We start from the raw sequence: 21,760 nt of genomic DNA, 5'->3' as shown, positions 1-21,760 counted from the left end.
CGTGAATCCAGGGTGCGGCTAACCGCTCTTCACCTATCCTGCAGACCACAGAGATGCCCGAGCGCCAGTTCGTCAAGTACACGTTCCTCAAGGTCGATCCCGCCTGGCGGCGCCTGGACGCGGAGGAGCGAGCCACCCACAAACGCGAGTTCATGGCCGCGTGCGAGGACTTCGCGTCCGAGCGCCTGCTGCGCGCGTTCTCGACCGTCGGCACGCGCGGGGACGCGGACCTGCTGCTGCTCACGCAGGCCACCAACCTCGAGCGCATCCACGAGTTCCACGTCGTGCTCGCCCAGTCCGGGCTGATGAGCTGGGCCACGACGCCCTACAGCTTCCTGGCCATGACCAAGCCGAGCGAGTACTCCGACGAGTCCCGCCTGGAGGTCCGCGAGGCGCACTCGAAGTACCTGTTCGTCTACCCCTTCGTCAAGACGCGCGAGTGGTACGGGCTGGACCCGAAGGAGCGCTGGCGGATCATGCAGGAGCACATCCGCGTGGGCCGCGAGTACCCGAGCATCGACCTCAACACGTCGTACTCCTTCGGGCTGGACGACCAGGAGTTCGTGGTCGCCTTCGAGGGTGACGAGCCCGCCGTATTCCTGGACCTCGTGCAGCGCCTGCGCACCACCGAGGCTTCCGCCTTCACCAAGCGCGACACGCCGACGTTCACGTGCGTGGCGATGTCCGTCGAGCGCGCGCTGAACGCGCTCGACGGCGCCACCGCCACCGTCACGGCGTAGCGAGCTCGGGCGTTTTCTCGCGGTCCCGGTCGCGGTCGAAGCGGCCGGTCGGCTCCGAGACGTCCTCGCCGCGCATCGCGGCCTCGACCTCGCGGTCGATCATCGTCGGATCGTGCAGGACCTTGTCGAAGTGCTCGACGTCGAGCTCGTTCTGCCACTTGGCGATGACCATCACCGCGACCGTGTTGCCGATCGCGTTGGTGAGGGCGCGGCCCTCGGACATGATGCGGTCGATGCCGACGACGAGCGCGATGCCGACCGCAATCGCCTCGGCGCTGAAGAACGTGCCGCCGAACGCGGTCAGCGAGGCGGTCAGCGTGACCAGGCCCGCGCCCGTGATGCCCGCGGCGCCCTTGGAGGTCAGGATCATCAGGCCGGCGAGCGCGATCTGCTCGCCGATCGCCATGTCCTGGCCGGTGGCCTGCACGATGAACAGCGCGCCGAGCGTGAGGTAGATGCAGGTGCCGTCGAGGTTGAAGGAGTAGCCGGTCGGCAGGACCATGCCGCTGACTTGCTTGGAGGCGCCCGCCGCCTGGGTCTTGGCCAGCAGGCGCGGGAGCACGGTCTCCGAGCTGGAGGTGCCGACGATGATCAGCAGCTCGTCGCGGATCAGCCGCACCAGGCGGAAGATCGAGAAGCCCGCGGCGCGCGAGACGGCGCCCAGCACCACGAACACGAAGAACGCGCAGGTGCCCCAGAACACGGCCATCAGCGCGGCGAGGTTGGAAAGGGACTCGGCGCCGAACACGGCGACCGTGTAGGCCATGCCGCCGAACGCGCCCAGCGGCGCGACCCACATGATCAGCCGGATCACGCCGAAGACGATTTTCGACAGCGTCTCGAAGACGCTGATGATCGGCTTGCGCGTGGCGTCGGGGAGCATCGAGATGGCCGCGGCGACGAGGATCGCGAGCACCAGCACGCGCAGGATCTCGTTCTCCACGAACGGGGAGACGAAGCTCGTCGGCAGCAGGTCGTCGGTGATGAAGCCGACCAGGCCGCCCTCCTCGGACGCGCCGGCCTCGTCAATCGACTCCTGGGCGCTCTGCCGCGCGGACTCGCTCGGCTCGCCCTCGAAGCCCGCGCCGGGCTTGAACACGTTCGCCGCCAGCAGGCCGAGGCTGAGCGCGATGACGGTCATGCCGAAGAAGTAGGCCAGCGCCCGCAGCGCGAGCCCGCCCGCGCGCGCGAGGTTGCCGAGCGAGGCGATGCCGATCACGACCGTGAGGAAGATCACCGGGCCCGTGACGGCCTTGATCAGCTGGATGAAGGCGTCGGCGAGCCATTTCGAGCTCTCCGCCGGCCCTGGCGCCACCAGCCCGAACACGATGCCGAGGGCGATCGCGATGATCACCCAGAACCACAGCTGCTTGTAGAGGCCTCTCTCCTTCATGGCCCGGTAGGTACCCGCTCATTGAACTTTCAGCGCGTACCGCCGATGTACCCGGGGGATGAGTACGACTATGACCTCCACGCACGTCGAGCGGTACCGGCTCGTCACCCGCTCGGACTTCGACGGGCTCGTGTGCGCCGCACTGCTCAAGCACCTCGGCATCCTCGACGACATTCTCTTCGTCCATCCGAAGGACGTGCAGGACGGGAAGGTCGACATCGGCCCGAACGACATCACGACGAACGTGCCGTACAACCCGAACGCGGCGATCTCGTTCGACCATCACCACTCCGAGGCCGTCCGCGTCGGCGAGGACAAGCCGAACCACGTGATCGTCCCGGACGCCGACTCCGCGGCCCGCGTGGTGTACGACTACTACGGTGGCGCCGAGGTCTTCCCCGGCATCGAGGAGCTCATGGATGCGGTCGACAAGGGCGACGCCGCCCAGTTCGACCTCGACGAGATCCTGCATCCCACCGGCTGGGTCATGCTCAACTTCCTGATGGACCCGCGCACCGGCCTCGGCCGCTTCCGCGAGTTCGAGATCTCCAACTACCAGCTGATGATGCAGCTGATCGACGTCATCGTCGCGATGTCGATCGAGGAGGTCTTCGAGAACCCGCACGTCGCCGAGCGCGTCGCGCTCTACAACGCCCACGCCGAGCAGGCGGAGGAGCAGATCAAGCGCTGCGCCACCGTGCACGGCAACCTGGTCGTGCTCGACCTCCGCGACGAGGAGATCATCCACCCGACCAACCGCTTCATGCTCTACGCGCTGTTCCCCCAGTGCAACATCTCCATCCATGTGCTGTGGGGCCTCAGGCAGCAGAACACGGTGTTCGCGACGGGCAAGTCGATCATCGACCGCAGCTCCAAGACGAACGTCGGCGAGCTGATGCTCAGCTACGGCGGCGGCGGCCACGAGGCGGCCGGCACCTGCCAGGTCGAGAACGAGGACGCCGAGCGCGTCCTCGGCGAGCTGATCGCGAAGATCAACGCCGACGGTTGAGCGCGAGCCGCTCGCGGGCCTCGGCGGGCGTCGCTGGTTGCAGCGACAGCTCGCCGAGGATGCGCGTGATCTTGGCCACCTGCTCGGCGTTGCTGCTCGCCAGCCGGCCCTTCTCGAGGTAGACGCTGTCCTCGAGGCCGACGCGCACGTTCCCGCCGAGGATCGCGCTCATCGTCGCCAGCGGCATCTGGTGGCGGCCGGCGCCGAGCACGGACAGCACGTAATCGTCCCCGAGCAGCTTGTCGGCCAGCGCCTTGAAGTGCAGGAGGTTCTCCGGGTGCGGTCCTTGCCCACCGAGGATGCCGAAGATCGCCTGGACGAAGAACGGCGGCTCTACGACGCCCCTGTCGGCGAAGTGGGCGAGGTTGTACAGGTGGCCGACGTCGTAGCACTCGAACTCGAAGCGCGTGCCCGCTGAGCCCAGTTCGCCGACGATCTGCTCGATGTCCGCGAACGTGTTGCGGAAGATGTAGTCGCGGGTCATCTCCAGGTACTCGGGCTCCCACGGGTGCTGGAACGTGTCGATGCGGTCGAGCATCCCGAAGATGCCGAAGTTCATCGAGCCCATGTTCAGCGAGCACAGCTCGGGCTGGAAGCGGCGCGCCGCCGCGAGCCGCTCGTCGAGCGACATGCCGTGCCCGCCGCCGGTGGTGATGTTGATCACGGCGTCGGTGCGCTCGGCGATGTGCGGGACGAAGCGCTCGAACACCTCCGGGTCGGCGGTCGGCTGACCCGTCTCGGGGTCGCGCGCGTGCAGGTGCAGGATCGCCGCGCCCGCCTCGGCCGCGCCGATCGCCTGCTCGGCGATCTGCTCCGGCGTGACCGGCAGGTGTGGCGAGAGCGACGGCACGTGGATCGCACCGGTCACCGCGCAGCTGACGATCACGGACACGCGCGGGAGGCTACGCTCCCGCGGCCATGGACGCCGCCGACGCCCACCTCGCCCAGGACCCGGTGATGGCGGACCTCATCGAGCGCTTCGGCGGCCCGCTGGGCCCCGACGAGGGCGAGCCCCGCACCGACCTATACGGCGCCCTGCTGCGCTCGATCACGGGCCAGCAGCTGTCCGTGAAGGCCGCGGCGGCGATCTACGGCCGCCTGATCGCGCGCTTCGGTGACCGCGCGCCCACGCCCGAGGAGCTCCTCGCCGACGACCCCGAAGAGCTGCGCGCCGCGGCCGGCCTGTCCCGCGCCAAGACCGCCTCGCTGCGCTCCCTCGCCGAGCACGTCATCGACGGCCGCCTCCAGCTCGACCAGCTCGACGCGCTGCCCGACGAGGAGGTCATCCGCGAGCTCGTGGCGGTCAAGGGCATCGGCGAATGGACCGCGCACATGTACCTGATGTTCACGCTGCGTCGTCCGGACGTCCTGCCCACCGGCGACCAGGGCATCAAGAACGCCGTGATGACCGCCTACGGCCTCGACGCGGTCCCCACCCCGGACGCGCTGACCGAGCTCGCCGAGCCGTGGCGCCCGCACCGCACGCGGGCGTGCCTCTACCTCTGGCGCTCGCTCGACAACGAGCCCGCCTAGCGCAGCCGCGCTTCCTCGAGGTCGAGGTCGCGCTCGATCACGCGCTGGGTCTCCTGCGAGATGCGGCCCTCGTTGCGCAAGGTCAGCACGGCGGAGCGCTCGGAGCGGATCAGGTCGCGGCGCACGTTGGAGTAGCGCATGCGCGCGTCGTCGGCGAGGTCGGGCGCCTTCTCGCCGCCGAGCACGGCCACGCACTGCTGGAAGCGGGCGCGGTAGAGCTCGCGCAGGCGGCGCAGCGGCTCCTCGGCGATGCGGTCGTCGTCCTCGAGCTCGTCGAGGCGGTCGAGCGCGGTCTGGGCGGCTTCCAGGCGGGCGATCGCCTCCTCCGGGGACCACTCGCGCTCGCTCGGGATGCGCAGCGCGCGGACAACCATGGGCAGCGAGAGGCCCTGGCCGACCAGCGTCACCAGGATCACGACGAAGGTGAGGAAGACGACCTCGTCGCGGCCCGGGATGTCGGTCGCGATCGAGAGCGCGGCGGCGAGCGAGATCGCGCCGCGCATGCCGCACCAGCCCACCACCACGCGCTCGCGCAGCCCGAGGCCGGGCGCCACCGGGAGCAGCGCGAACACCATCCGCACGACGATCGTCAGCAGCGCCAGCGCGACGCCGATCGCCACCAGCGTGCCCACCTGCCCGCGGATGCTCTCCACGGCCTCCTCGAGCTGAAGCCCGAGCAGGACGAACAGCATCGCTTCCAGCCCGAACACGAGGATGCGCCAGAACGCGTTCGCGGTCAGGCGCGTGTCGGCGTCGAAGTACGTCGACTGCTTCCAGCCCGCGACGACGCCGCACGTGGCCGCGGCGAGGATGCCGGACGCGTGGACCTCCTCGGCCGCGATGTAGCTCGCGTACGCGGCGAGGATCGTCAGCAGCACCGAGATCGTCACGTCGGGCTGGCGGCGGATCGCCCGCAGCGCGCCCAGCGCCACCGCGAGGCCGATCGCCGCGCCGCCGATCGCCGCGATCAGGAACTCGACCGTCGCATCCAGCAGCGAGAACGTGCCTGCGGTGGCCGCGCCGAGCGCCACGCGAAACCCGGTCAGGCCCGTGGCGTCGTTGATCAGCGACTCGCCCTCCACGAGCCGCCGCACGCGCTCGGGCACGTGGACGGTGGAGAACGTCGCAACGGCCGCGACCGCGTCGGTCGGCGCGACCACGGCCCCGAGCATGAACGCGGCCGGCCAGCTCAACCCGTCGACGAGCCAGTGTGCGGCGACCGCGACGACGCTCGTCGTCACCAGCACGAGCAGCAGCGCGAGCAGTCCGAGCGCCCGGCCCTCCGCGCGCAGCTCCTGCGGCGAGGAGTTCCAGCCGGCGCTCATCAGCAGCGGCGGGATGAACACCAGCAGCACGACGTGCGGGTCCATGTTCACGCGCGGCATGCCCGGCACGAACGCGAGCGCGAGCCCGCCCAGCACCAGGACGATGGGGTACGGGATGCGCAGCCGGTCGGCCGCACGCACGAGCAGCACGGCAGCGAACAGGAGCGCGAACAACAGCTCGAGTTCGCCCACGGAGGCGGAAAGTCTAGGATCGAAACCGACGATGCCCCTGCAGCCGCCCCTGGATGAACACGACCACGTCGCCGGCCCGTTCGACGCGCCGCTCGAGCTCGTCATGTACGGCGACTTCCAATGCCCGTACTGCGCGGCTTCCCAGTCGATCGTCCGGCGCGTGCGCGAGCGGCTCGACGGGCGCCTGCGGTTCGTCTTCCGCCACCTGCCGCTGACCGAGGTCCACCCGGACGCCGAGCGCGCCGCCGAGGCGGCCGAGGCCGCCTCGCTGCAGGGCTCGTTCTGGGAGATGCACGACGCGCTCTACGCCAACGGCGGCCGCTTCTCGGACGCGGACCTGCTCGCGCTCGCCGACCGGATCGGGCTGGACCCCGACCGCTTCCGCGCCGACCTGGCGTCCGGTGCGCCCGCCGCCCGCGTGGCGCGCGACGCGGACGCCGCGCGCGCGAACGGCATCGCCTCCACGCCGGCGTTCTTCGTCAACGGCGTCCACCACACCGAAGCGTTCGACGCCCGTTCGTTGGTCGACGCACTCACGTCCGTTCGACCCGCCGCCGACTAACCTAGGCCCGCTCATGCCTCGGTTCGTCGTGCTGCTCGCTGCTGTCCTGGCCGTCTTCGCCGCCGCGTGCGGTGGCGCGGGCGACAACGACGCGCCGAAGGACCCGGTCGAGAACGTGCCCCAGGAGGCGGGCGTGCGCGAGCGCGTGAAGGTCGCCGTCAACCCGGACGAGGCCGAGTTCCCCGCGCCCGCGGGCAAGACGCTCGAGCAGCTCGCGAACGAGATGACCGCCGGCCCGGACTTCGCGCTCGCCACCTCGATCTTCACCACGGGGGGCGACAGCCGGATGGCGTTCGGCGTGATCGGCCAGGACGGCCTCCCCGTCTACGGCCCGACCGCCGTCTACATCGCGCCGACGCCGGACTCGCCCGCCGAGGGCCCGTTCGTCGCGCCCGCCGACGTGCTGCTGACCGACGCGCGCTACCGCTCCAAGCAGGCCGCCACCGAGGACAGCCCGTTCGCCGCGATCTACGCCGCGCAGGTCCGCTTCCCGAAGCGCGGCCAGTACTCGGTGCTGTCGGCGACCAAGGGCGCGGACGGCAAGTTCGTCGGCGCCACGAGCCAGATCCAGGTGTCCAGCAAGGGCGCCGACCCGATCCCCGCCGTCGGCGAGGAGGCGCCCAAGGTCACCACGGACACGCTGGAGACCACCAAGGGCGACGAGGCGCTGCTGGACACGCGCGAGCCGCCCAGCGACATGCACGAGGACTTCGCGCAGGTGGTGGGCAAGAAGCCGGTCGCGCTGCTGTTCGCGACGCCGCAGCTGTGCGCCTCGCAGGTGTGCGGCCCGGTCGCGGACATCGCGCTGCAGATCAAGGCCAAGTACGGCGACCGGATGAGCTTCATCCACCAGGAGGTCTACGTCGACAACGACGTGAGCAAGGGGCTGCGCGAGCCGCTGCGCCAGTTCAACCTCCCGTCGGAGCCGTGGCTGTTCGTCGTCGACAAGCGCGGGAAGATCACGTCCCGCCTCGAGGGCTCGATCGGCGTCCAGCAGTTCGAGGACGCGGTGAAGACCGGGCTGTGAGAAAGCTCGCCCCGGCGGCGCTCGGCGCCGCCCTGCTCGTCCTCCTTCCCGCTGCAGCCGAGGCGCACGGCCTCGTCCAGCGCCCACCGCTGCCGATCCCGCAGTGGCTGTTCGCGTGGGCCGCCGCGGCGGTGCTGGTGATCTCGTTCTTCGCGCTCGCGGTGCTGTGGCCGACGCCGCGGCTCGAGCAGGACAACTGGCGCCCGCTGCCGTTCGGCAAGGGCTGGGGCAGCCTGCCGCTGCAGATCCTGTGGGGCGCGCTCGGCATCTTCCTGCTCGCCGTGACGGTCCTCGCCGGCTACATCGCGGAAGGGCTCGCGCTCAACCACTTCTCGTCGACGTTCATCCTGATCACGTTCTGGGTCGGGCTCGTGTTCATCTCGATCCTGTTCGGCGACGTGTTCCGCGCGCTCAGCCCGTGGCGGGCGCTCGGGCGGCTGCTGCCGTCGCTGAACCGGCCGTATCCGGAGAAGCTCGGGCGCTGGCCGGCCGCGATCTTGTTGTTCGCGTTCGTCTGGATCGAGCTCGTCGGCAAGTGGGGTGAGACGAACCCGTCGCTGCTGGTCACCGCCGCGCTCGGCTACACGGTGCTGACGCTGGCCGCGCAGTGCTACTTCGGCGTGGAGACGTGGACGCGCAACGGCGAGGCGTTCGCGGTCTACTTCGGCCTGTTCGCGCGCATGTCGGTGTTCGAGACGCGTGGCGGCACGCTCGGCCTGCGGCGCCCGCTCGGCGGGCTGCCGCGGCTGGACGACGTGGCGGGGACCGTCGCGTTCGTGATGGTGATGATCGGCACGGTCACGTTCGACGGGCTCAGCCAGGGCCAGCTGTGGCGGGACCTGCAGACCGGCGTGGTGGACTCGCTCGACGGCGTCGGCATCGGCGTGCTGACCGCGACCCGGATCGCCGGCACGCTCGGGATGCTGCTCGGCGTGCTGATCGTGTGGGGCTTCTACCGGCTCGGCATCGAGGGCGCCCGCTCGGTGGGCGGGAATCTCAGCCTGCACAAGCTCGAGTACGGCTTCGTGCATTCGCTGGTGCCGATCGCCGCCGTCTACGTCGCCGCGCACTACCTGACGCTGATCTTCTACGAGGGCCAGGCCATCAGCTACCTGGCCAGCGACCCGTTCGAGCAGGGCTGGAACCTGTTCGGCACCGTCGACAACGGCATCGACTACACCGTCTTCCCGCAGGAGAACACGTGGTACGTGCAGGTCGCGGTGGTCGTGATCGGCCACGTCGCGGCGCTCGCGCTCGCGCACGACCGCGCGCTCACGCTGTACGGCGAAGCGAAGCTCGCGGTGCGCTCGCAGTACTGGATGCTCGGCGTGATGGTCGGCTTCACGTCGCTCGCCCTGTGGCTGCTGGCCCAGGGCGCTTCCTGAACGGCGCCAGGCGCCGTTCAGGTTCGGCTGCGTTCCGTTTCCTAAAGAGGGACTGTCCCTCTTTAGGAAACGCGGCAAGGTCGCGGCAAGCGGGCGGCAAGCGCCGCTCCGCACCATGGCGGGCATGCTCCGCTCCCTCTTCTCCGGCCTCGCCGCCGCCTTCCTCGTGTTGGCGTGCGCGTCGAGCGCCTCGGCCGATTCCATCGCCTACATCAAGGACGGCAACGTCTGGCTGACCACGCCCGACGGCGCCCGCCAGTACCAGGTCACCTCGACCGGCGGCTACTCCGACGTCACGCAGGCCGACGACGGCGCGATCGTCGCGCTCAACGGCGTGCGCCTGCACAAGCTCTCGCGTGAAGGCGCCGTGCTGGCCGACTTCGCCACGCCGGTGTCAGACACCCGCCCGGCCGGCTCCAAGCAGTTCTGGGGCCCGTACGACCCCGCGATCTCCCCGGACGGCACGAAGGTCGCCTACACCTACTACTGGCTCTCCCAGACCACGACGCCGAACTGCTACCCGCCCAAGTGCCTGGTCGCGCTCAACGAGGGTGGCACGGGCTACACGTGGTCGGACCGGATGACGGACTGGAAGACCGGCGACGCGATCGGCTACCACTCCGGCTGGCGCCACCCGTCGTGGGTCGACAACGACATGACCCTGCTCGCCAACCCGACCAAGCTCCCGAACCACGACCTGCTGCTGGACCGCATCTCCGACGGCGGCAACGGCAAGGGCAACATGGTGATGGCGTGGTTCAGCGACATCGTCAACAACCCGCACATGAGCGGGGCCGAGATCACGCGCGACAAGCGCAAGCTCGCCGCCCAGACGGGTGAGAACGACTCGACGCTGACGGTGTACATGGTCCGCGGCTTCCCGAGCGCGTGGAAGGACGGCAACCCGATCGGCTCCGACGTGGTCCGCTGCTACCGCTACGAGGGCCCGGAGGGCGGCGCCTACGGGCAGCCGACCTGGTCGCCGGACGGCAGCCGCATGGCGTTCAACGACGGCGCCGGCTTGAAGATCGCGAACGTCCCGAACTTCGCCAACGAGTGCACCACCGACGGCGCCACGCCGCAGCCGGCCGTGCTCGTCGCCGGCGCGACCGAGCCCGACTGGGGTCCCGCCGACGTTCCCGCGCCGCGGCCGGTCACGCCGACGCAGCCGGCCCCGCCGGCTCAGCCCGCCCAGCCGACCCAGCCGACCGAGCCCGCCAAGGTCTCGCTGCCGGCCAAGGTCGCGGGCACGCCGACGCGCAAGTCGGGCGTCACGCTCGAGGTCAAGGTCACCGGCAAGGGCAAGCTCTCCGCGGTCGCGACGCTGCGCGGCAAGATCGTCGGCAAGGCCTCCCAGACGGTGAAGAAGGCCGGCACGGCCAAGCTCAAGCTGAAGGTGTCCAAGAAGGGCAAGCTGTCCGTGAAGGTCACGTTCAAGCCGGTCTCCGGCGCCCCCGTCACCAAGACGATGAAGGTAAACGTCCGCTAAGCACCCCCTAAAGAGGGACTGTCCCTCTTTAGGTTGCGCAGGCGGAGGCGGGCGGCGGCGCGGTCGCCGCTCGTCCCCCGCCCCACGCGGTCCACTCCGCCAGGGCGGGGCGCCGCTCGGTCATGTCGGTGGAGAACAGGCCGACCGGGAACTTGTCGTCCTCGCGGACCGTGTACTGGAAGGCGACGGTCACGCGCGGATCCTCGTACCAGCGCACGAGCCGCTCGTGCAGGTCCCGGCAGCCCGCGGCGGCCGGGTTCTCCACCGCCGAGTACTCCTCCGGGGCCGGCCCGACGCCCGTCTCGGTGATCCAGAGCGTGTGCGGCTCCGGGCAGTCGTGAGCGGCGAGCGCGGTCGCCGCCTGCTCGACCGGGTCGTCGCCGCCGATGTAGGCGTGCTGCGTGTAGACGGGCGACGCGCACACCAGATCCCGCGGCAGCCCTTCGATGAACTGGCCCACGCTGGTCACGAGCTTGGTGTCCTCGAGCAGGCCCGCGGTCTCGCCGATCAGCAGTTGCTGCTCGCCCGGCGCCTCATCCAGCGCGCTCTGCAGCGTGCGTGCCAGCTCGGCGTAGACGGCGGGCGCGAGGCTCGGCGAGGCCGGGTCGCACTCCGCGCGCTGCGGCGAGACGAACGGCGGCAGGTTCGGTTCGTTCCACGGGCTCCAGAAGCGCAGCGTCGCGCCCTCCTCCTCGGCCACGCGGAGCACGTCGAGGATCAGCTGCCGATAGGCGGGCAGCGTCTCGGGGCGCGGCGCGCGGGCCCGCGGCGTCGCCTTCGCGCGCTCGCAGCCGGACGGCGGCTGCGCGGCCCACTCCGGCGTGCCGGTCATCACCACGAGCGTCTGCCAGCCGCCCTCGCGCTGGCGCGACGCGAGCGCCCGCAGCTGCTGGCGCACGCCCGCCCAGCCCAGGCACGGCTGCACCTCCCGCATGCACCCGGTCTCGGGCTTCTCCAGGTCGGCGGGCTGCTCGGCCGAGAAGAACTGCAGGTGGTGCCAGTCGATCACGAGCCGGAAGAACTCGGGCTTGAGCGCGCCGATCGCCTGCCGGACCGACTCCCACGGCTCCGGCACCGCCGGCTCGGCGGCGACGAGGTTCGGGTTGAACTCGGTGATGCCGACGGCGAGGCCGCGCCCGGCGGCGGGGATCGGGGACGGCGTCGGCGCGGGCGAAGCGCTGGGGCTCGCGGTGGGCGTCGGCGTGGCCTGCACCCGCGGCTCGGGCTTCTCGCGCGCCGAGGCCACCACGACGACCACGAACACGGCGACCGCGAGGGCGAGGAGAAGCGCGGGTCGCCGCATCCCCTTCGAGGCTACCTACGGGATGTACGGCGGCGCCACGCCCCAGCCCCAGCGCGGGACGGGCGCGTGCTCGGCCACGTCCGCGCCCGGCTGCGAGTTCTGCAGCGCCAGGCGCGTGCCCCACTCCGCGTATCCCATGATCGCGGCCCGGAACTCCGGATCGTCGGGCAGCGCCGCCAGGTCCGCCGCGTGCGAGAGCAGCGTCACGAAGTTCAGCCGCTGCTCGGCCGTGATCCCGAGCCCGATGTGGTGGCCGAGCATGTGCTCGTAGCCACCGTGGTGCGCCGTGTATTCCGCCGGCCCGCCCATCACCTCGCACCACCACGTGACGACATGCTCGCGGTGCGCCTCGCTCACGGCGCCGCCGAACAGCTCGGCCAGATCCTCGTCGTCCTCGACGAGGTCGTAGAACGCGTTCAGCCAGCGCGCGAACGCGTCGCGCCCGCCGGCCCACTCATAGATCGTCGGCGTCTCGCTCACACCGCGGACGCTAGTAGATCGAGCTTCCCGCCCCGAGTTGCGCGTTCTCCGGATAGGGGACGAAGTCGTCGACGAACCCCGGCAGGGCGCGCACCCGCTCCAGCCATGCCTCCACGTTGGCCGGCACCTCGACCGGTGCCACGCTCGTGTACGCGAACACCGACAGGTCGGCGATGCTCGCCGCCTCGCCCACGAGCCAGTCGCGGGCGGCGAGGTGCGCGTCGAGCACCTCGAGCGCGCCGCGCCCGGTGGCGAGCCGCCGGGCGACCTGCGCCTCGGTCGCGCGTCCGGTCGCCAGCAGGAACCGCGGCCCGCCGAGCCCGCCCATCACGCGCTCCTGCTCGAACGCGAGCCACTGTGCCACCCACCCGCGCTCCAGCCGTCCGTCCGGCAGCCACACCGTCCCCTCCGCCAGGTACCAGAGGATCGCGTTGGACTGCGTGATCCGCTCGCCGCCGTCGAGCTCGAGCACGGGGGTCTCGCGCACGGGGTTGATCATCGCGTACTCGCAGGTGAGCGTGTCCCCGGCGAAGATGTCGACCGGGACCCGCTCGTACTCGACGCCCAGCATCCCGAGCAGGAGCCGGACCTTGAAGCAGTTCCCGGAGGCCGCGTAGTCGTAGAGGCGCATACGCCTCCAACGCGACGCCTCAGAACAACGTGAGCGTGTCCCGGTCCCCGAACAGACGCGGGACGTTGGTGCTGTAGACCCCGCCGTCCCGGCGCGCGAACCAGCGAGTCCCGTCGGCGAGCAGCGCCGCGACGACGCGGACGTTCCCGTCGTCGAAGACGCCGACGGTCCCGGGCGGCGGCAACGCGTCCGGGGTGGCCAGCGTGACCAGGTCGCCGCCGAGGATCTGCTGCAGCTCCGCGAACGGCACCTCGTCCTCGAAGAAGAGCCCTCCGATCTCGAACGTCCGCTTGATCTCGTCGACGATCGCCCGGCCGCGATCGCTCAGGGCGACGACGAACCGCACGCACTCACGGTCCCGGACGGTCCGTGGGTTGATACAGCCGCCGTCCGACGCGCGCGCCGCGGTCGCGACGAAACACACGTCGGCTCCAGGCGTCACCGCGATCGTGACTCGAGAGCGTTTGCGCGGCAGCTCGTTGTGCCCACCGCTCGAGGTTCCTCGCCGCCGCTCGGCGATGCAGCCCGACGAGTACGGGCCGCCGCGCAGTGACCGGTAGAGCTTCGCCGCCCGTGGTCCGAAGCGGACGGTCACCGCGTGCCTGCTCGGCGTCCCGACGTGGACGTCGTCGGACGCGTCCACATAGGGAATGAGCTCGTCCCCGATCGCGGCGTGGGCGGACGGCACGAGCACGAACGTGAGCAGGCACGCGAGAACGGCACAGCGGAGCATGCGGGCCATTGAAGCCGCGCACGCTCGCTCATCAATGGGACGTTCGGCTAGAACAACGTGAGGTCCGCGATGTCCACGAACGCCTCGACGTTGGTGGAGAAGACGCCGCCGTCCACTCGGGCGAAGCGCCGCACGCCCGCGGAATCCAGCACCGCGACGGCGCGCGAGCCGCCCTGGAGCCACACGCCGACCTGCCCGGCAGCCGGGGCGGCGTCGGGCGAGGGCAGCGCGACCACCTCCGGGCCGATGTCGAACGGGTCCGCGGCGGCGAGCACGAGCGAGAGCTCGACGGTGCGCGAGAAGTCCGCGACGTACGCGCGGGCCGCGTCCGACCGCGCGAGGATCACGCGCAGGCACTGCTCGCCCGTCCGGTCCAGCGGCAGGCACGCCCGCTCGGCGGTCCGGCGCGGCGTGGCGAGCGCGCACACCTCGCCGTTGCGCGGCAGCACGATCCGGCGGTTGCGCGGCTTCAGCGGCCGGGTGGTGCCGCCGAGGTCGATGTCCTGGCCGGGACGGTCTGGCAGCGCACGGTCACCCGGCGGCCCGCGAGCGTGCGCCGGTACAGCGCCGCCGCCTTGGCGTCGAAGCGCACCTCGTCCCGGCCCGCGCGAACCCCGTCGGCCGCGTCGTAGAACGGGACGTATCGGTCAGCGAGCGCGGCGTGCGCCGCGGCGGGACCGGTGAGCAGGACGAGGACGGCGGGTACCAGCGAACGAAGCATGCCCGCTCTGGTACCCGTGAGCGGTCGCGCCACGCACCGCGCGGCGCGCCATTAAGGGAATCGTCAGACCGCGGAGACTTCCTCTTCCTCCGCCACGCGGAAGGAAGAGCCGCAGCCGCAGGCCGCGATCACGTTCGGGTTGTCGACCTTGAAGCCGGCGCCCTGCATGGACTCGACGTAGTCGACGACCGCGCCCTTGACGTACGGGAGCGACGGGCCGTCGACGAGGATCCGCAGGCCGTGGTCGGTGAAGACCTCGTCACCCGGGCGCTCCTGGTCGAACGCGAGCGCATACTGGAAGCCGGAGCACCCGCCACCGCGGACGCCCACGCGCAGGCCCGACGTCTGCACGTCGGTGCTCTGGGACGCCAGGAACTCCTGAACCTTCTCGGCGCCCTTTTCGGTGAAGGTGATCACTTTGTCAGTACTCCCGTGCGGGTTTCCCAGCCAATACTTCCCGAAGTGTAGCGACCGCTACCCTCTCGGGTGAATGCCCTCCACGGACGACCTCAAGCAGCGCATCGAGGCCGCGATCCCGGGGTCGACGGCCGAGGTGACGGACCTCACGGGCACGGAGGACCACTTCCGCGCCATCGTCATCGCGCCGGAGTTCGCCGGGATGAGCCGCATCGAGCAGCATCGCCGCGTGTATGCGGTGTTCGGCGCCGACATCGGCGGTCCGATCCACGCCCTATCCCTCGTCACGAAGGCGGAAGCATGAGCGCCACCGAAAACCCCATCCGCGACGAGATCTCCAAGGCGATCTCCGAGCACGAAGTGATCCTCTTCATGAAGGGCCGCCCGGAGCAGCCGATGTGCGGCTTCAGCGCCCGCACGGTCGCGGCCCTGGACGCGCTCGGCGCCTCCTACGCGGCCGTGGACATCCTCCCGGATCCGCGCATCCGCCAGGAGCTCTCCGCCATCTCCAACTGGCCGACGATCCCCCAGCTGTTCGTCAACGGCGAGCTGATCGGCGGCTGCGACATCGTCACGGAGATGTACGAGTCGGGCGAGCTGCGCGAGACCCTTGGCCTGGAGCCCAAGCCGGACGCGCCGGCCGAGGCCCCCGCGGCCGCGGAGCCGGGCGCCCCGCCCCTCCAGATCAAGAACGACCTCGTCTAGCGCCTTTCTGGCGACCGCGGCCGCGAGCTTCGCGGCCGCGGGCCCGCTCACCACGGGAACGGAGGGCCGCGCGCAGGCCAACCGCTTCGCCGAGACGCGCGCGGGCACGGTGGCGTATGCCGTCGCCGGCGCCGATGGTCGCATCCGCGGCCACGACCTCGACGTGCAGTTCCGCAGCGCGAGCATGACCAAGGCGATGTTGCTCGTCGCCGTCCTGCGGGCCGCCGCCGACCGCCCGCTCGCCCCGCACGAGGACGAGCGGCTGCGTCCGATGATCGTGCGCTCGTCCAACAAGGCCGCGCGCGAGGTCTACAAGACGTACGGGGACGCGTCGCTCAACGCCGTGGCCCGCGCGGCCCGGATGACGCACTTCCAGCCCGTCGGCGCGCTCTTCGAGGCCCGCATCACGGCCGCCGATCAGGCCCGGTTCTTCCTGCGGCTCGACCGGCTCCTGCCCGCGCGCCACCGCGCCTACGCGCGCGAGCTGCTGGCCGGCGTCACGCGCGGCCAGCGCTGGGGCATCGCGCCCGTCGCCGAGCGGCGCGGCTTCACGGTCCTCTTCAAGGGCGGGTGGCGCAAGGGCCTCACCCACCAGGCCGCGCTACTGGAGCGGGACGGACGACGGGTCGCGCTCGCGGTCCTGACCAGCGACGAACCGTCGGTCGCGTACGGGGCGGCCACCCTCGCCGGCGTCGCCGCGCGTGTGCTGCACGCGTGACTTGACGAAGTAGGCGGCGAGCACGACGCCGACGCTCAGCAGCCCGAGCCACAGCTGCGAGCGCACGTCCTCCACGAACGCCATCGAGGCGATCACGACGCCGATGGCCGCGATCGCGAAGTACGTCAGGTACGGGTACGCCCACATGCGGATCTTCAGCGCCTCCGGGTCCTCGCGCTCGAGCCGGCGCCGCAGCACGAGCTGCGAGCACGCGATCAGCAGGTAGACGAACAGCGCGACCGCGCCGCTGGTGTTGAGCAGGAACAGGAACACCTTGTCGGGCGAGATCACGTTCGCGATCACCGACAGGAAGCCGATCGAGCTGGCGATGATGATCGCCCGCGCGGGCACGCCGCGCCCGTTCAAGGCGACCATCCACTGCGGCGCGTCGCCTTCACGGGCGAGCGAGAAGTTCATGCGCGAAGCAACGTAGAGCCCGCTGTTGAGACACGAGAGCACCGCGGTGAGGACGATCACGTTCATCACCTGCGCCGCGGCCGGGATGCCGATCTCGTCCAGCGTGGCCGCGAACGGGGACTTGCCGAGCTCGGCCGAGTTCCACGGCAGGATCGCGACGATCAGGAACACCGCCAGCACGTAGAACACGAGCACGCGCGTGATCACGGAGTTGGTCGCTTGCGCACGGACTCGCCCGGCTCGTCGGACTCCGCCGCCGCGATCGTGGCGATCTCCGCGCCGACGAAGGCGAAGATCACGATCACGATGCCGGACAGGATCGTCACGCCGCCCTCGGGGACGAAGCCGCCCTCGTTGGTGAGCGGCGCCACCCCACCGCCGAAGATCACGTAGCCGAGCGCGACCGCGATGAAGGCCACGATCGCCGCCACCTTGATCGACGCGAACCAGAACTCGAACTCGCCGAAGGAGCGCACCGAGATCAGGTTCGTGGCCGTGAGCAGGATCATCAGCACGAGACTGGACGCCCAGATCGGCACGCCGGGCAGCCACTCCTCGATGATCGCCGCGCCCGCCGCCGCCTCGACGGCCAGCACGATCACCCAGAAGTACCAGTACAGCCAGCCGACGGTGAAGCGCGCCCACGGCCCGAGCGCCTCGCCCGCGTAGCTGGCGAACGAGCCGGTGCGCGGGCGGGCCACCGCCATCTCCCCGAGCATGCGCATCACGAGGATCACGAGCAGGCCTGCGGCAAGATAGGAGAGCACCGCAGCCGGCCCGGTCTGGTTGATCACGGCGCCCGAGCCCACGAACAGCCCGGCGCCGATGACCCCGCCGAGCGAGATCATCGTCACGTGGCGGCGCTTGAGGCCGCTCTGCAGACCCCCTGAATCCATGAACGCCCAGTACCCGCGCATCGCCGTCATCCATCACCTGCAACAGCCCTTTTTCGGGAACGCCGCCGCGCCGCTCGGTGCGGTGGAGGAGCACTTCGGCGGCGTGCTGCCGGACCTGGCCGGGCTCGACGGGCTCGTGTCGTTCGGCGGCGAGCAGGCCGCATGGGACCCGGCACTGGCGCCCGAGGTCGAGCTGATCGCGGAGGCGGTCACGCGCAGGATCCCGTTCCTGGGCGTCTGCCTCGGCGCGCAGCTGCTGGCGCGCGCGACCGGCGGGGAGAACCTGCGGCTGGAGCGGCGGCTGCTGACGTGGCATCCGCTGACGGTGATCGCGGAGGATCCGGTCCTGGGCGCGATCCCGCCCGGCGCGCACGCGCTGCACTGGAACCAGGACGGCTTCGAGCCGCCGCCCGGCGCCGTCGAGGTCTACGCGCGGCCGGACGGCGGGCGCGCGGAGGGCTTCCGCGTGGGCGGCTCCGCGTGGGGCGTCCAGTTCCACCCGGAGGTGGACGAGGTGACGCTGGACGGTTGGTACGCCGGCTGGCCGGAGGCGGTGGGCGAGGCCGGCACCACGGTGGCGGACGCCCGCGCCGCGGACGCCCGCCACCTGGCCGGTCAGGCGGCGCTCTCGACCGCGATCTTCGGCGCCTTCACGCGCGTCGTGCGCGAGAACGCGCGCTCGGCCCACGCCTGATCGCCCATCCGCGCGACCTTCACGCCGATCGAGCCGAGGATCGCGAGCAGCAGCGAGGCGCCCGCGACGGCCGGCACCAGCCCGGTGCCGGAGACGAACGGCAGCAGCCAGGCGACCGCGATCCCGACGGTCATCCAGGCCTGCGCGACGCCGGCGCGCCACGCGGCGACCGTCAGCAGGACGAGCCCGATCAGCATCGGGAACACGGCGGACAGGCCCATGACGGCGGCGGCCCAGCCCTCCTGCGCGGCGTCGGCGATCGCGACCGACTCGGCGCGCGGCAGCGCCTCGGCCAGGGCCAGGTCGTAGAAGTCGGTCACGAGCAGGCCGGGGAGCGTGGCGAGGCCGAGGACGGCGAGCAGGCCGCCGGTGTGCGCGAGCCTGGGTGAGGCGCGGCGGGCGAGGTGCATGAGCCCGAGCGCGGCCGGGAGCAGCAGGACGTAGCCGAAGTGCAGGAGCGTCGCGGAGAGCTCGGCCTGGCCCGGGTGGGCGGCCAGCGCGTCGTGGTAGGAGGCGGTCGTGGCCTCCTCCTCCCAGGGCGTCGCGATCATGCCCGCGAGCACGATCAGCGGCCCGGCGATCAGGGCGAACGCGGCGACGAGACGGGAGAAGCGGCGGGGGTCGGAGAGCATGCCGACGAAGCTACGCCGGGATCCGTGAGCGGTCTTCCCCCGGGGCGGCGATTCGCGGTCACCCGCGCGGCGGACCCGTGGATCATCCGCGCGGACGACGATGGGCGCCTCGCCCGCCGGTAGCGTGCGCGCCATCGTGCGTCGCGTCCAGCTCATCGACCTGGCCATCGGGGTCGCCATCCTCGCGCTCGGCGTGCTGGAGGCGCTGGCCCGCGACCACACGGGCCGCTGGCTCGCCGCGGCGGTCGTCAACGGCGCGGCGGTCGCGTTCCGGCGCCGGTCGCCGCTGCTCGCCCTGACCGCCATCGTGCTCGGTCAGGTGATGGCGCACGACGCCACCTATGACACCGATCCGCTCTCCCCGTTCCTGGCCGAGCTGCTGCTGCTGTTCACCGTCGGGTACCAGCTCGAGCTGCGGACCGCCGCCATCGGTCTCGGGATCGGCGTCGCGTACGTGTGGCTCGACTTCGCCTCCGGGCGCGAGATGGAGCTCGCGCAGGCCGGCGCGCAGTGCGGCTTCTACGTGCTCGCGTGGACGCTCGGGCGGCTGCTGCACGGGCATGAGACCCGCCGCGCGGAGGCCGAGCAGCACGCACAGACCGCGGTCGCGGACGAGCGGGCGCGGATCGCGCGCGAGCTGCACGACGCTGTCGCTCACAGCGTCTCGGTGATGGTGCTCCAGGCGGGCGCGGTGCGACGGCTGCTGGGGGACGACCCGGCGCGCGAACGCGAGCGCGAGGCACTGGCGGGCGTCGAGGAGACGGGGCGCCAGGCCGTCGTCGAGCTGCACCGCATGCTCGGGATCCTGCGCAAGCGCGACGACGGCGCCGAGCTCGCGCCGCAACCGAGCCTCGCCCGTGTCGAGGCGCTCGTCGAGCAGGTGCGCGAAGCCGGGCTGAACGCGACGCTGAACATCGAGGGCGACCCCGCGACGCTCGCCCCCGGCCTGGACATGTCCGCCTACCGGATCGTGCAGGAGGCGCTCACGAACGCGCTGCGGTACGCGCCGGGCGCCCGCGTCGACGTGCGCGTCCGCTACGGGCGCGACCTGCAGCTGGAGGTGCGCGACGACGGCCCGGGGCACGCGCCGTCGGCGGGCTCGGGGCATGGCATCGTCGGGATGCGCGAGCGCGCCGCGCTGTTCGGCGGCGAGCTCGAGGCCGGGCCGCTGCCGGGCGGCGCGGGCTTCCGCGTGCACGCGAGGCTGCCGGCATGACGGTGCGGGTGGTGGTCGCCGACGACCAGGTGCTCGTGCGCGCCGGGCTGAAGATGGTGCTCGACGCCGAGCCGGACATCGAGGTCGTGGGCGAGGCGGGTGACGGCGAGGAGGTGCTGCGCGTCGCCCGCAACGTCAAGCCGGACGTGGTGCTGATGGACATCCGCATGCCGGTGCTCGACGGGCTCGAGGCCTCGCGTCGCCTGCTGGCCACGGACGCGCCGCCGAAGGTGCTCGTGCTCACCACCTTCGACGAGGAGGAGTACCTCTACGAGGCACTGAGGGCCGGGACGTCCGGCTTCCTGCTGAAGGTCTCCCCGCCCGAGCAGCTGATCGCCGCGGTCCACACCGTCGCGGCGGGCAACGCGCTGATCGACCCCGCCGTGACCCGTCGGGTGATCGCCGCCTTCGGCCGCCGCGCCGCCGTCAGGCCGCCGCCGCGCGAGCTCTCGGAGCTGACCGGGCGCGAGCACGAGATCCTGACGCTGCTCGCGCGCGGGCTCAGCAACCAGGAGATCGCGGCCGAGCTGATCATCGGCGACGCGACGGTCAAGACCCATGTCGCGCGCGTGCTGATGAAGCTCGGCCTGCGCGATCGCGTCCAGGCCGTCGTGTTCGCCTACGAGCACGGCATCGTCGAGCCGGGTCAGGCGTAGGCGGGCTCGGGCTTCGGCTTGGCCCGGACGAACGCGCGCTCGGACCATGCCTGGTCGTCCATCCGCGCCACCTTGAGTCCGATCCAACCGAGCCCGATCGTGAGCAGGATCGCGCCCGCGACCGAGAACGCGAGCCCGATCGGCCCGGCCATCGGCGCGAGCCACCCGAGCGCGACCAGCAGTGCGGTCCAGCCCGGCGCGGCGCCCGCGCGCCACGCCGCGACCGCCAGCACGATCATGCCGATGATCGTCGGGAACGCGGCCGTGAGGCCGAGCACCGCGGCCGCCCAGCTCTCCTGCGTGGCGTCGGAGATCGGCACGGACTGCGCGCGCGGCAGCGCCTCGGCGAGCGCGAGGTCGTAGAAGTCCGTGACCAGCAGGCCGGGCAGCGTCGCGAGGCCGAAGATCGCGAGCAGCCCGCCGACGTGCGCGAGCTTGGGCATCGCGCCGCGCGCCAGGTGCATCAGCCCGAGTGACGCCGGCAGCAGCGCCAGGAAGCCGAAGTGCAACAGCATCGCGGCGATCTCGGCCTGGTCAGGATGGCCGGCGAGCGCGTCGTGGTAGGCGGCGGTGGTGTTCTCGTCCTCCCACGGCGTCGCCGCCATGCCGGCGAGGACGAGCAGCGGCGCGGCGATCAGCGAGAACGCGGCGACCAGACGGGAGAAGCGGCGGGGATCGGACAGCATGGGCCGACGCTACGGCCGCTTCCCGGGCGCGGTCATCACCCACGCGGTGCGACCTGGTCAACCTAAAGAGGGACAGTCCCTCTTTAGGAAACACGGCGGCGCAGCAAGGGATTTGGCGGTCCGTCGGCGTGGCGAACCTAAAGGGGGACAGTCCCTCTTTAGGAAACTTGCCTTGCTGGCAAGTGCACTTGGCGAACCCG

The 21,760-nt window shown here is 71.4% G+C and carries 25 protein-coding genes and 1 pseudogene; 13 read left to right on the top strand and 13 right to left on the bottom strand.

The annotated features are described in order from the left end of the window. The first annotated feature begins 53 nt into the window (after positions 1-53). Positions 54-740: a chlorite dismutase family protein gene (locus OJ962_RS08105; protein WP_202955782.1), complete on the top strand. Its 687-nt coding sequence runs from the start codon at positions 54-56 to the stop codon at positions 738-740. On the opposite strand, the gene OJ962_RS08100 is transcribed toward OJ962_RS08105, so the two are convergent. Beyond that, positions 730-2,133 (bottom strand): cation:dicarboxylate symporter family transporter, encoded by a 1,404-nt coding sequence (locus OJ962_RS08100; RefSeq protein WP_202955781.1) that lies wholly within the window; start codon positions 2,131-2,133, stop codon positions 730-732. The two genes, OJ962_RS08105 and OJ962_RS08100, sit on opposite strands and share 11 nt — an antisense overlap. 70 nt (positions 2,134-2,203) lie before the next feature. Between OJ962_RS08100 and OJ962_RS08095 the strand changes: the two genes are divergently transcribed. After that, positions 2,204-3,142, top strand: coding sequence for a DHH family phosphoesterase (locus tag OJ962_RS08095; RefSeq protein WP_202955780.1), 939 nt, complete (start codon positions 2,204-2,206; stop codon positions 3,140-3,142). Here the strand turns inward: OJ962_RS08095 and OJ962_RS08090 are convergent. Beyond that, complete coding sequence (locus OJ962_RS08090; RefSeq protein WP_202955779.1) at positions 3,126-4,034, bottom strand: BKACE family enzyme; 909 nt, start codon at positions 4,032-4,034, stop codon at positions 3,126-3,128. The genes OJ962_RS08095 and OJ962_RS08090 overlap by 17 nt on opposite strands. 26 nt (positions 4,035-4,060) lie before the next feature. On the opposite strand from OJ962_RS08090, the gene OJ962_RS08085 reads away from it, so the two are divergent. After that, positions 4,061-4,675 carry a DNA-3-methyladenine glycosylase family protein gene (locus tag OJ962_RS08085; protein WP_202955778.1) on the top strand — a complete coding sequence of 205 codons (615 nt, stop codon included), beginning with the start codon at positions 4,061-4,063 and terminating at the stop codon, positions 4,673-4,675. Here OJ962_RS08085 and OJ962_RS08080 read toward each other — a convergent pair. Continuing rightward, the gene (locus OJ962_RS08080) at positions 4,672-6,192 is read right to left on the bottom strand and encodes a Na+/H+ antiporter (protein WP_202955777.1); all 1,521 of its coding nucleotides are present in this window, start codon (positions 6,190-6,192) and stop codon (positions 4,672-4,674) included. The two genes, OJ962_RS08085 and OJ962_RS08080, sit on opposite strands and share 4 nt — an antisense overlap. Positions 6,193-6,223: 31 nt before the next feature. Between OJ962_RS08080 and OJ962_RS08075 the strand changes: the two genes are divergently transcribed. The 4 genes from OJ962_RS08075 (at position 6,224) to OJ962_RS08060 (ending at position 10,655) form a co-directional block, all read left to right on the top strand. Then, positions 6,224-6,754: a DsbA family protein gene (locus tag OJ962_RS08075; protein WP_202955776.1), complete on the top strand. Its 531-nt coding sequence runs from the start codon at positions 6,224-6,226 to the stop codon at positions 6,752-6,754. Between the two features lie 13 nt (positions 6,755-6,767). Beyond that, positions 6,768-7,781, top strand: coding sequence for a hypothetical protein (locus OJ962_RS08070; protein ID WP_202955775.1), 1,014 nt, complete (start codon positions 6,768-6,770; stop codon positions 7,779-7,781). After that, on the top strand, positions 7,778-9,166 hold the full coding sequence (locus tag OJ962_RS08065; protein ID WP_202955774.1) for a fenitrothion hydrolase: 1,389 nt from the start codon (positions 7,778-7,780) through the stop codon (positions 9,164-9,166). The genes OJ962_RS08070 and OJ962_RS08065 overlap by 4 nt, the downstream gene beginning before the upstream one ends. Positions 9,167-9,290: 124 nt before the next feature. Continuing rightward, the gene (locus OJ962_RS08060; protein ID WP_202955773.1) at positions 9,291-10,655 is read left to right on the top strand and encodes a TolB-like translocation protein; all 1,365 of its coding nucleotides are present in this window, start codon (positions 9,291-9,293) and stop codon (positions 10,653-10,655) included. A gap of 28 nt (positions 10,656-10,683) precedes the next feature. Here the strand turns inward: OJ962_RS08060 and OJ962_RS08055 are convergent, their stop codons facing one another. The 7 genes from OJ962_RS08055 to OJ962_RS08025 form a co-directional block, all read right to left on the bottom strand. Continuing rightward, complete coding sequence (locus OJ962_RS08055) at positions 10,684-11,958, bottom strand: hypothetical protein (protein ID WP_202955772.1); 1,275 nt, start codon at positions 11,956-11,958, stop codon at positions 10,684-10,686. Positions 11,959-11,973: 15 nt separating this feature from the next. Next, on the bottom strand, positions 11,974-12,438 hold the full coding sequence (locus tag OJ962_RS08050; RefSeq protein ID WP_202955771.1) for a group II truncated hemoglobin: 465 nt from the start codon (positions 12,436-12,438) through the stop codon (positions 11,974-11,976). A gap of 10 nt (positions 12,439-12,448) precedes the next feature. Beyond that, positions 12,449-13,069, bottom strand: coding sequence for a glutathione S-transferase family protein (locus OJ962_RS08045; protein ID WP_202955770.1), 621 nt, complete (start codon positions 13,067-13,069; stop codon positions 12,449-12,451). A gap of 19 nt (positions 13,070-13,088) precedes the next feature. Then, on the bottom strand, positions 13,089-13,802 hold the full coding sequence (locus tag OJ962_RS08040; protein ID WP_270006281.1) for a hypothetical protein: 714 nt from the start codon (positions 13,800-13,802) through the stop codon (positions 13,089-13,091). 47 nt (positions 13,803-13,849) lie between these two features. Further along, on the bottom strand, positions 13,850-14,251 hold the full coding sequence (locus OJ962_RS08035) for a hypothetical protein (RefSeq protein WP_202955768.1): 402 nt from the start codon (positions 14,249-14,251) through the stop codon (positions 13,850-13,852). A gap of 20 nt (positions 14,252-14,271) precedes the next feature. Next, positions 14,272-14,523, bottom strand: a complete 252-nt coding sequence (locus tag OJ962_RS08030; protein WP_202955767.1) for a hypothetical protein — start codon at positions 14,521-14,523, stop codon at positions 14,272-14,274. Positions 14,524-14,586: 63 nt separating this feature from the next. Next, positions 14,587-14,940 carry a HesB/IscA family protein gene (locus OJ962_RS08025; RefSeq protein ID WP_202955766.1) on the bottom strand — a complete coding sequence of 118 codons (354 nt, stop codon included), beginning with the start codon at positions 14,938-14,940 and terminating at the stop codon, positions 14,587-14,589. Positions 14,941-15,013: 73 nt separating this feature from the next. On the opposite strand from OJ962_RS08025, the gene OJ962_RS08020 reads away from it, so the two are divergent. The 3 genes from OJ962_RS08020 (at position 15,014) to OJ962_RS08010 (ending at position 16,363) form a co-directional block, all read left to right on the top strand. Then, positions 15,014-15,244: a BolA/IbaG family iron-sulfur metabolism protein gene (locus OJ962_RS08020; RefSeq protein WP_202955765.1), complete on the top strand. Its 231-nt coding sequence runs from the start codon at positions 15,014-15,016 to the stop codon at positions 15,242-15,244. Continuing rightward, positions 15,241-15,645: a Grx4 family monothiol glutaredoxin gene (gene grxD / locus OJ962_RS08015; RefSeq protein ID WP_202955764.1), complete on the top strand. Its 405-nt coding sequence runs from the start codon at positions 15,241-15,243 to the stop codon at positions 15,643-15,645. The genes OJ962_RS08020 and grxD overlap by 4 nt, the downstream gene beginning before the upstream one ends. A gap of 109 nt (positions 15,646-15,754) precedes the next feature. Continuing rightward, the gene (locus tag OJ962_RS08010; RefSeq protein ID WP_202955763.1) at positions 15,755-16,363 is read left to right on the top strand and encodes a serine hydrolase; all 609 of its coding nucleotides are present in this window, start codon (positions 15,755-15,757) and stop codon (positions 16,361-16,363) included. On the opposite strand, the pseudogene OJ962_RS34360 reads toward OJ962_RS08010, so the two are convergent. Next, positions 16,247-17,676 (bottom strand): annotated as a pseudogene (locus tag OJ962_RS34360) (amino acid permease). The gene OJ962_RS08010 and the pseudogene OJ962_RS34360 overlap by 117 nt on opposite strands. Between OJ962_RS34360 and OJ962_RS07995 the strand changes: the two are divergent. Then, complete coding sequence (locus OJ962_RS07995) at positions 17,675-18,370, top strand: type 1 glutamine amidotransferase (protein WP_202955762.1); 696 nt, start codon at positions 17,675-17,677, stop codon at positions 18,368-18,370. The pseudogene OJ962_RS34360 and the gene OJ962_RS07995 sit on opposite strands and share 2 nt — an antisense overlap. On the opposite strand, the gene OJ962_RS07990 is transcribed toward OJ962_RS07995, so the two are convergent. Continuing rightward, positions 18,292-19,002 carry a hypothetical protein gene (locus OJ962_RS07990; RefSeq protein ID WP_202955761.1) on the bottom strand — a complete coding sequence of 237 codons (711 nt, stop codon included), beginning with the start codon at positions 19,000-19,002 and terminating at the stop codon, positions 18,292-18,294. The genes OJ962_RS07995 and OJ962_RS07990 overlap by 79 nt on opposite strands. Positions 19,003-19,138: 136 nt before the next feature. Here OJ962_RS07990 and OJ962_RS07985 point away from each other — a divergent pair, with 136 nt between their 5' ends. Together OJ962_RS07985 and OJ962_RS07980 are read left to right on the top strand one after the other, a co-directional pair. Continuing rightward, positions 19,139-20,218 carry a sensor histidine kinase gene (locus OJ962_RS07985; RefSeq protein ID WP_202955760.1) on the top strand — a complete coding sequence of 360 codons (1,080 nt, stop codon included), beginning with the start codon at positions 19,139-19,141 and terminating at the stop codon, positions 20,216-20,218. Beyond that, positions 20,215-20,874, top strand: coding sequence for a response regulator (locus tag OJ962_RS07980; RefSeq protein ID WP_202955759.1), 660 nt, complete (start codon positions 20,215-20,217; stop codon positions 20,872-20,874). The genes OJ962_RS07985 and OJ962_RS07980 overlap by 4 nt, the downstream gene beginning before the upstream one ends. Here OJ962_RS07980 and OJ962_RS07975 read toward each other — a convergent pair. Next, positions 20,865-21,560, bottom strand: a complete 696-nt coding sequence (locus tag OJ962_RS07975; protein WP_202955758.1) for a hypothetical protein — start codon at positions 21,558-21,560, stop codon at positions 20,865-20,867. The two genes, OJ962_RS07980 and OJ962_RS07975, sit on opposite strands and share 10 nt — an antisense overlap. Positions 21,561-21,760 lie beyond the last annotated feature (200 nt).

This window comes from Solirubrobacter deserti (assembly GCF_027587175.1).
In the GTDB taxonomy this organism is placed as follows: Bacteria; Actinomycetota; Thermoleophilia; order Solirubrobacterales; family Solirubrobacteraceae; genus Solirubrobacter; species Solirubrobacter deserti.
The sequence above is the reverse complement of the archived record's forward strand: the minus strand, read 5'-3'. Positions and strand labels throughout refer to the sequence as shown.

Bases quoted from the DNA above. Each gene is read 5' to 3' on its own strand.
- OJ962_RS08105 (WP_202955782.1), top strand. From the start codon at position 54: ATGCCCGAGCGCCAGTTCGTCAAGTACACGTTCCTCAAGGTCGATCCC.
- OJ962_RS08100 (WP_202955781.1), bottom strand. From the start codon at position 2,133: ATGAAGGAGAGAGGCCTCTACAAGCAGCTGTGGTTCTGGGTGATCATC.
- OJ962_RS08095 (WP_202955780.1), top strand. From the start codon at position 2,204: ATGACCTCCACGCACGTCGAGCGGTACCGGCTCGTCACCCGCTCGGAC.
- OJ962_RS08085 (WP_202955778.1), top strand. From the start codon at position 4,061: ATGGACGCCGCCGACGCCCACCTCGCCCAGGACCCGGTGATGGCGGAC.
- OJ962_RS08075 (WP_202955776.1), top strand. From the start codon at position 6,224: ATGCCCCTGCAGCCGCCCCTGGATGAACACGACCACGTCGCCGGCCCG.
- OJ962_RS08070 (WP_202955775.1), top strand. From the start codon at position 6,768: ATGCCTCGGTTCGTCGTGCTGCTCGCTGCTGTCCTGGCCGTCTTCGCC.
- OJ962_RS08060 (WP_202955773.1), top strand. From the start codon at position 9,291: ATGCTCCGCTCCCTCTTCTCCGGCCTCGCCGCCGCCTTCCTCGTGTTG.
- OJ962_RS08055 (WP_202955772.1), bottom strand. From the start codon at position 11,958: ATGCGGCGACCCGCGCTTCTCCTCGCCCTCGCGGTCGCCGTGTTCGTG.
- OJ962_RS08045 (WP_202955770.1), bottom strand. From the start codon at position 13,069: ATGCGCCTCTACGACTACGCGGCCTCCGGGAACTGCTTCAAGGTCCGG.
- OJ962_RS08040 (WP_270006281.1), bottom strand. From the start codon at position 13,802: ATGCTCCGCTGTGCCGTTCTCGCGTGCCTGCTCACGTTCGTGCTCGTG.
- OJ962_RS08030 (WP_202955767.1), bottom strand. From the start codon at position 14,523: ATGCTTCGTTCGCTGGTACCCGCCGTCCTCGTCCTGCTCACCGGTCCC.
- OJ962_RS08020 (WP_202955765.1), top strand. From the start codon at position 15,014: ATGCCCTCCACGGACGACCTCAAGCAGCGCATCGAGGCCGCGATCCCG.
- grxD (WP_202955764.1), top strand. From the start codon at position 15,241: ATGAGCGCCACCGAAAACCCCATCCGCGACGAGATCTCCAAGGCGATC.
- OJ962_RS07995 (WP_202955762.1), top strand. From the start codon at position 17,675: ATGAACGCCCAGTACCCGCGCATCGCCGTCATCCATCACCTGCAACAG.
- OJ962_RS07990 (WP_202955761.1), bottom strand. From the start codon at position 19,002: ATGCTCTCCGACCCCCGCCGCTTCTCCCGTCTCGTCGCCGCGTTCGCC.
- OJ962_RS07980 (WP_202955759.1), top strand. From the start codon at position 20,215: ATGACGGTGCGGGTGGTGGTCGCCGACGACCAGGTGCTCGTGCGCGCC.
- OJ962_RS07975 (WP_202955758.1), bottom strand. From the start codon at position 21,560: ATGCTGTCCGATCCCCGCCGCTTCTCCCGTCTGGTCGCCGCGTTCTCG.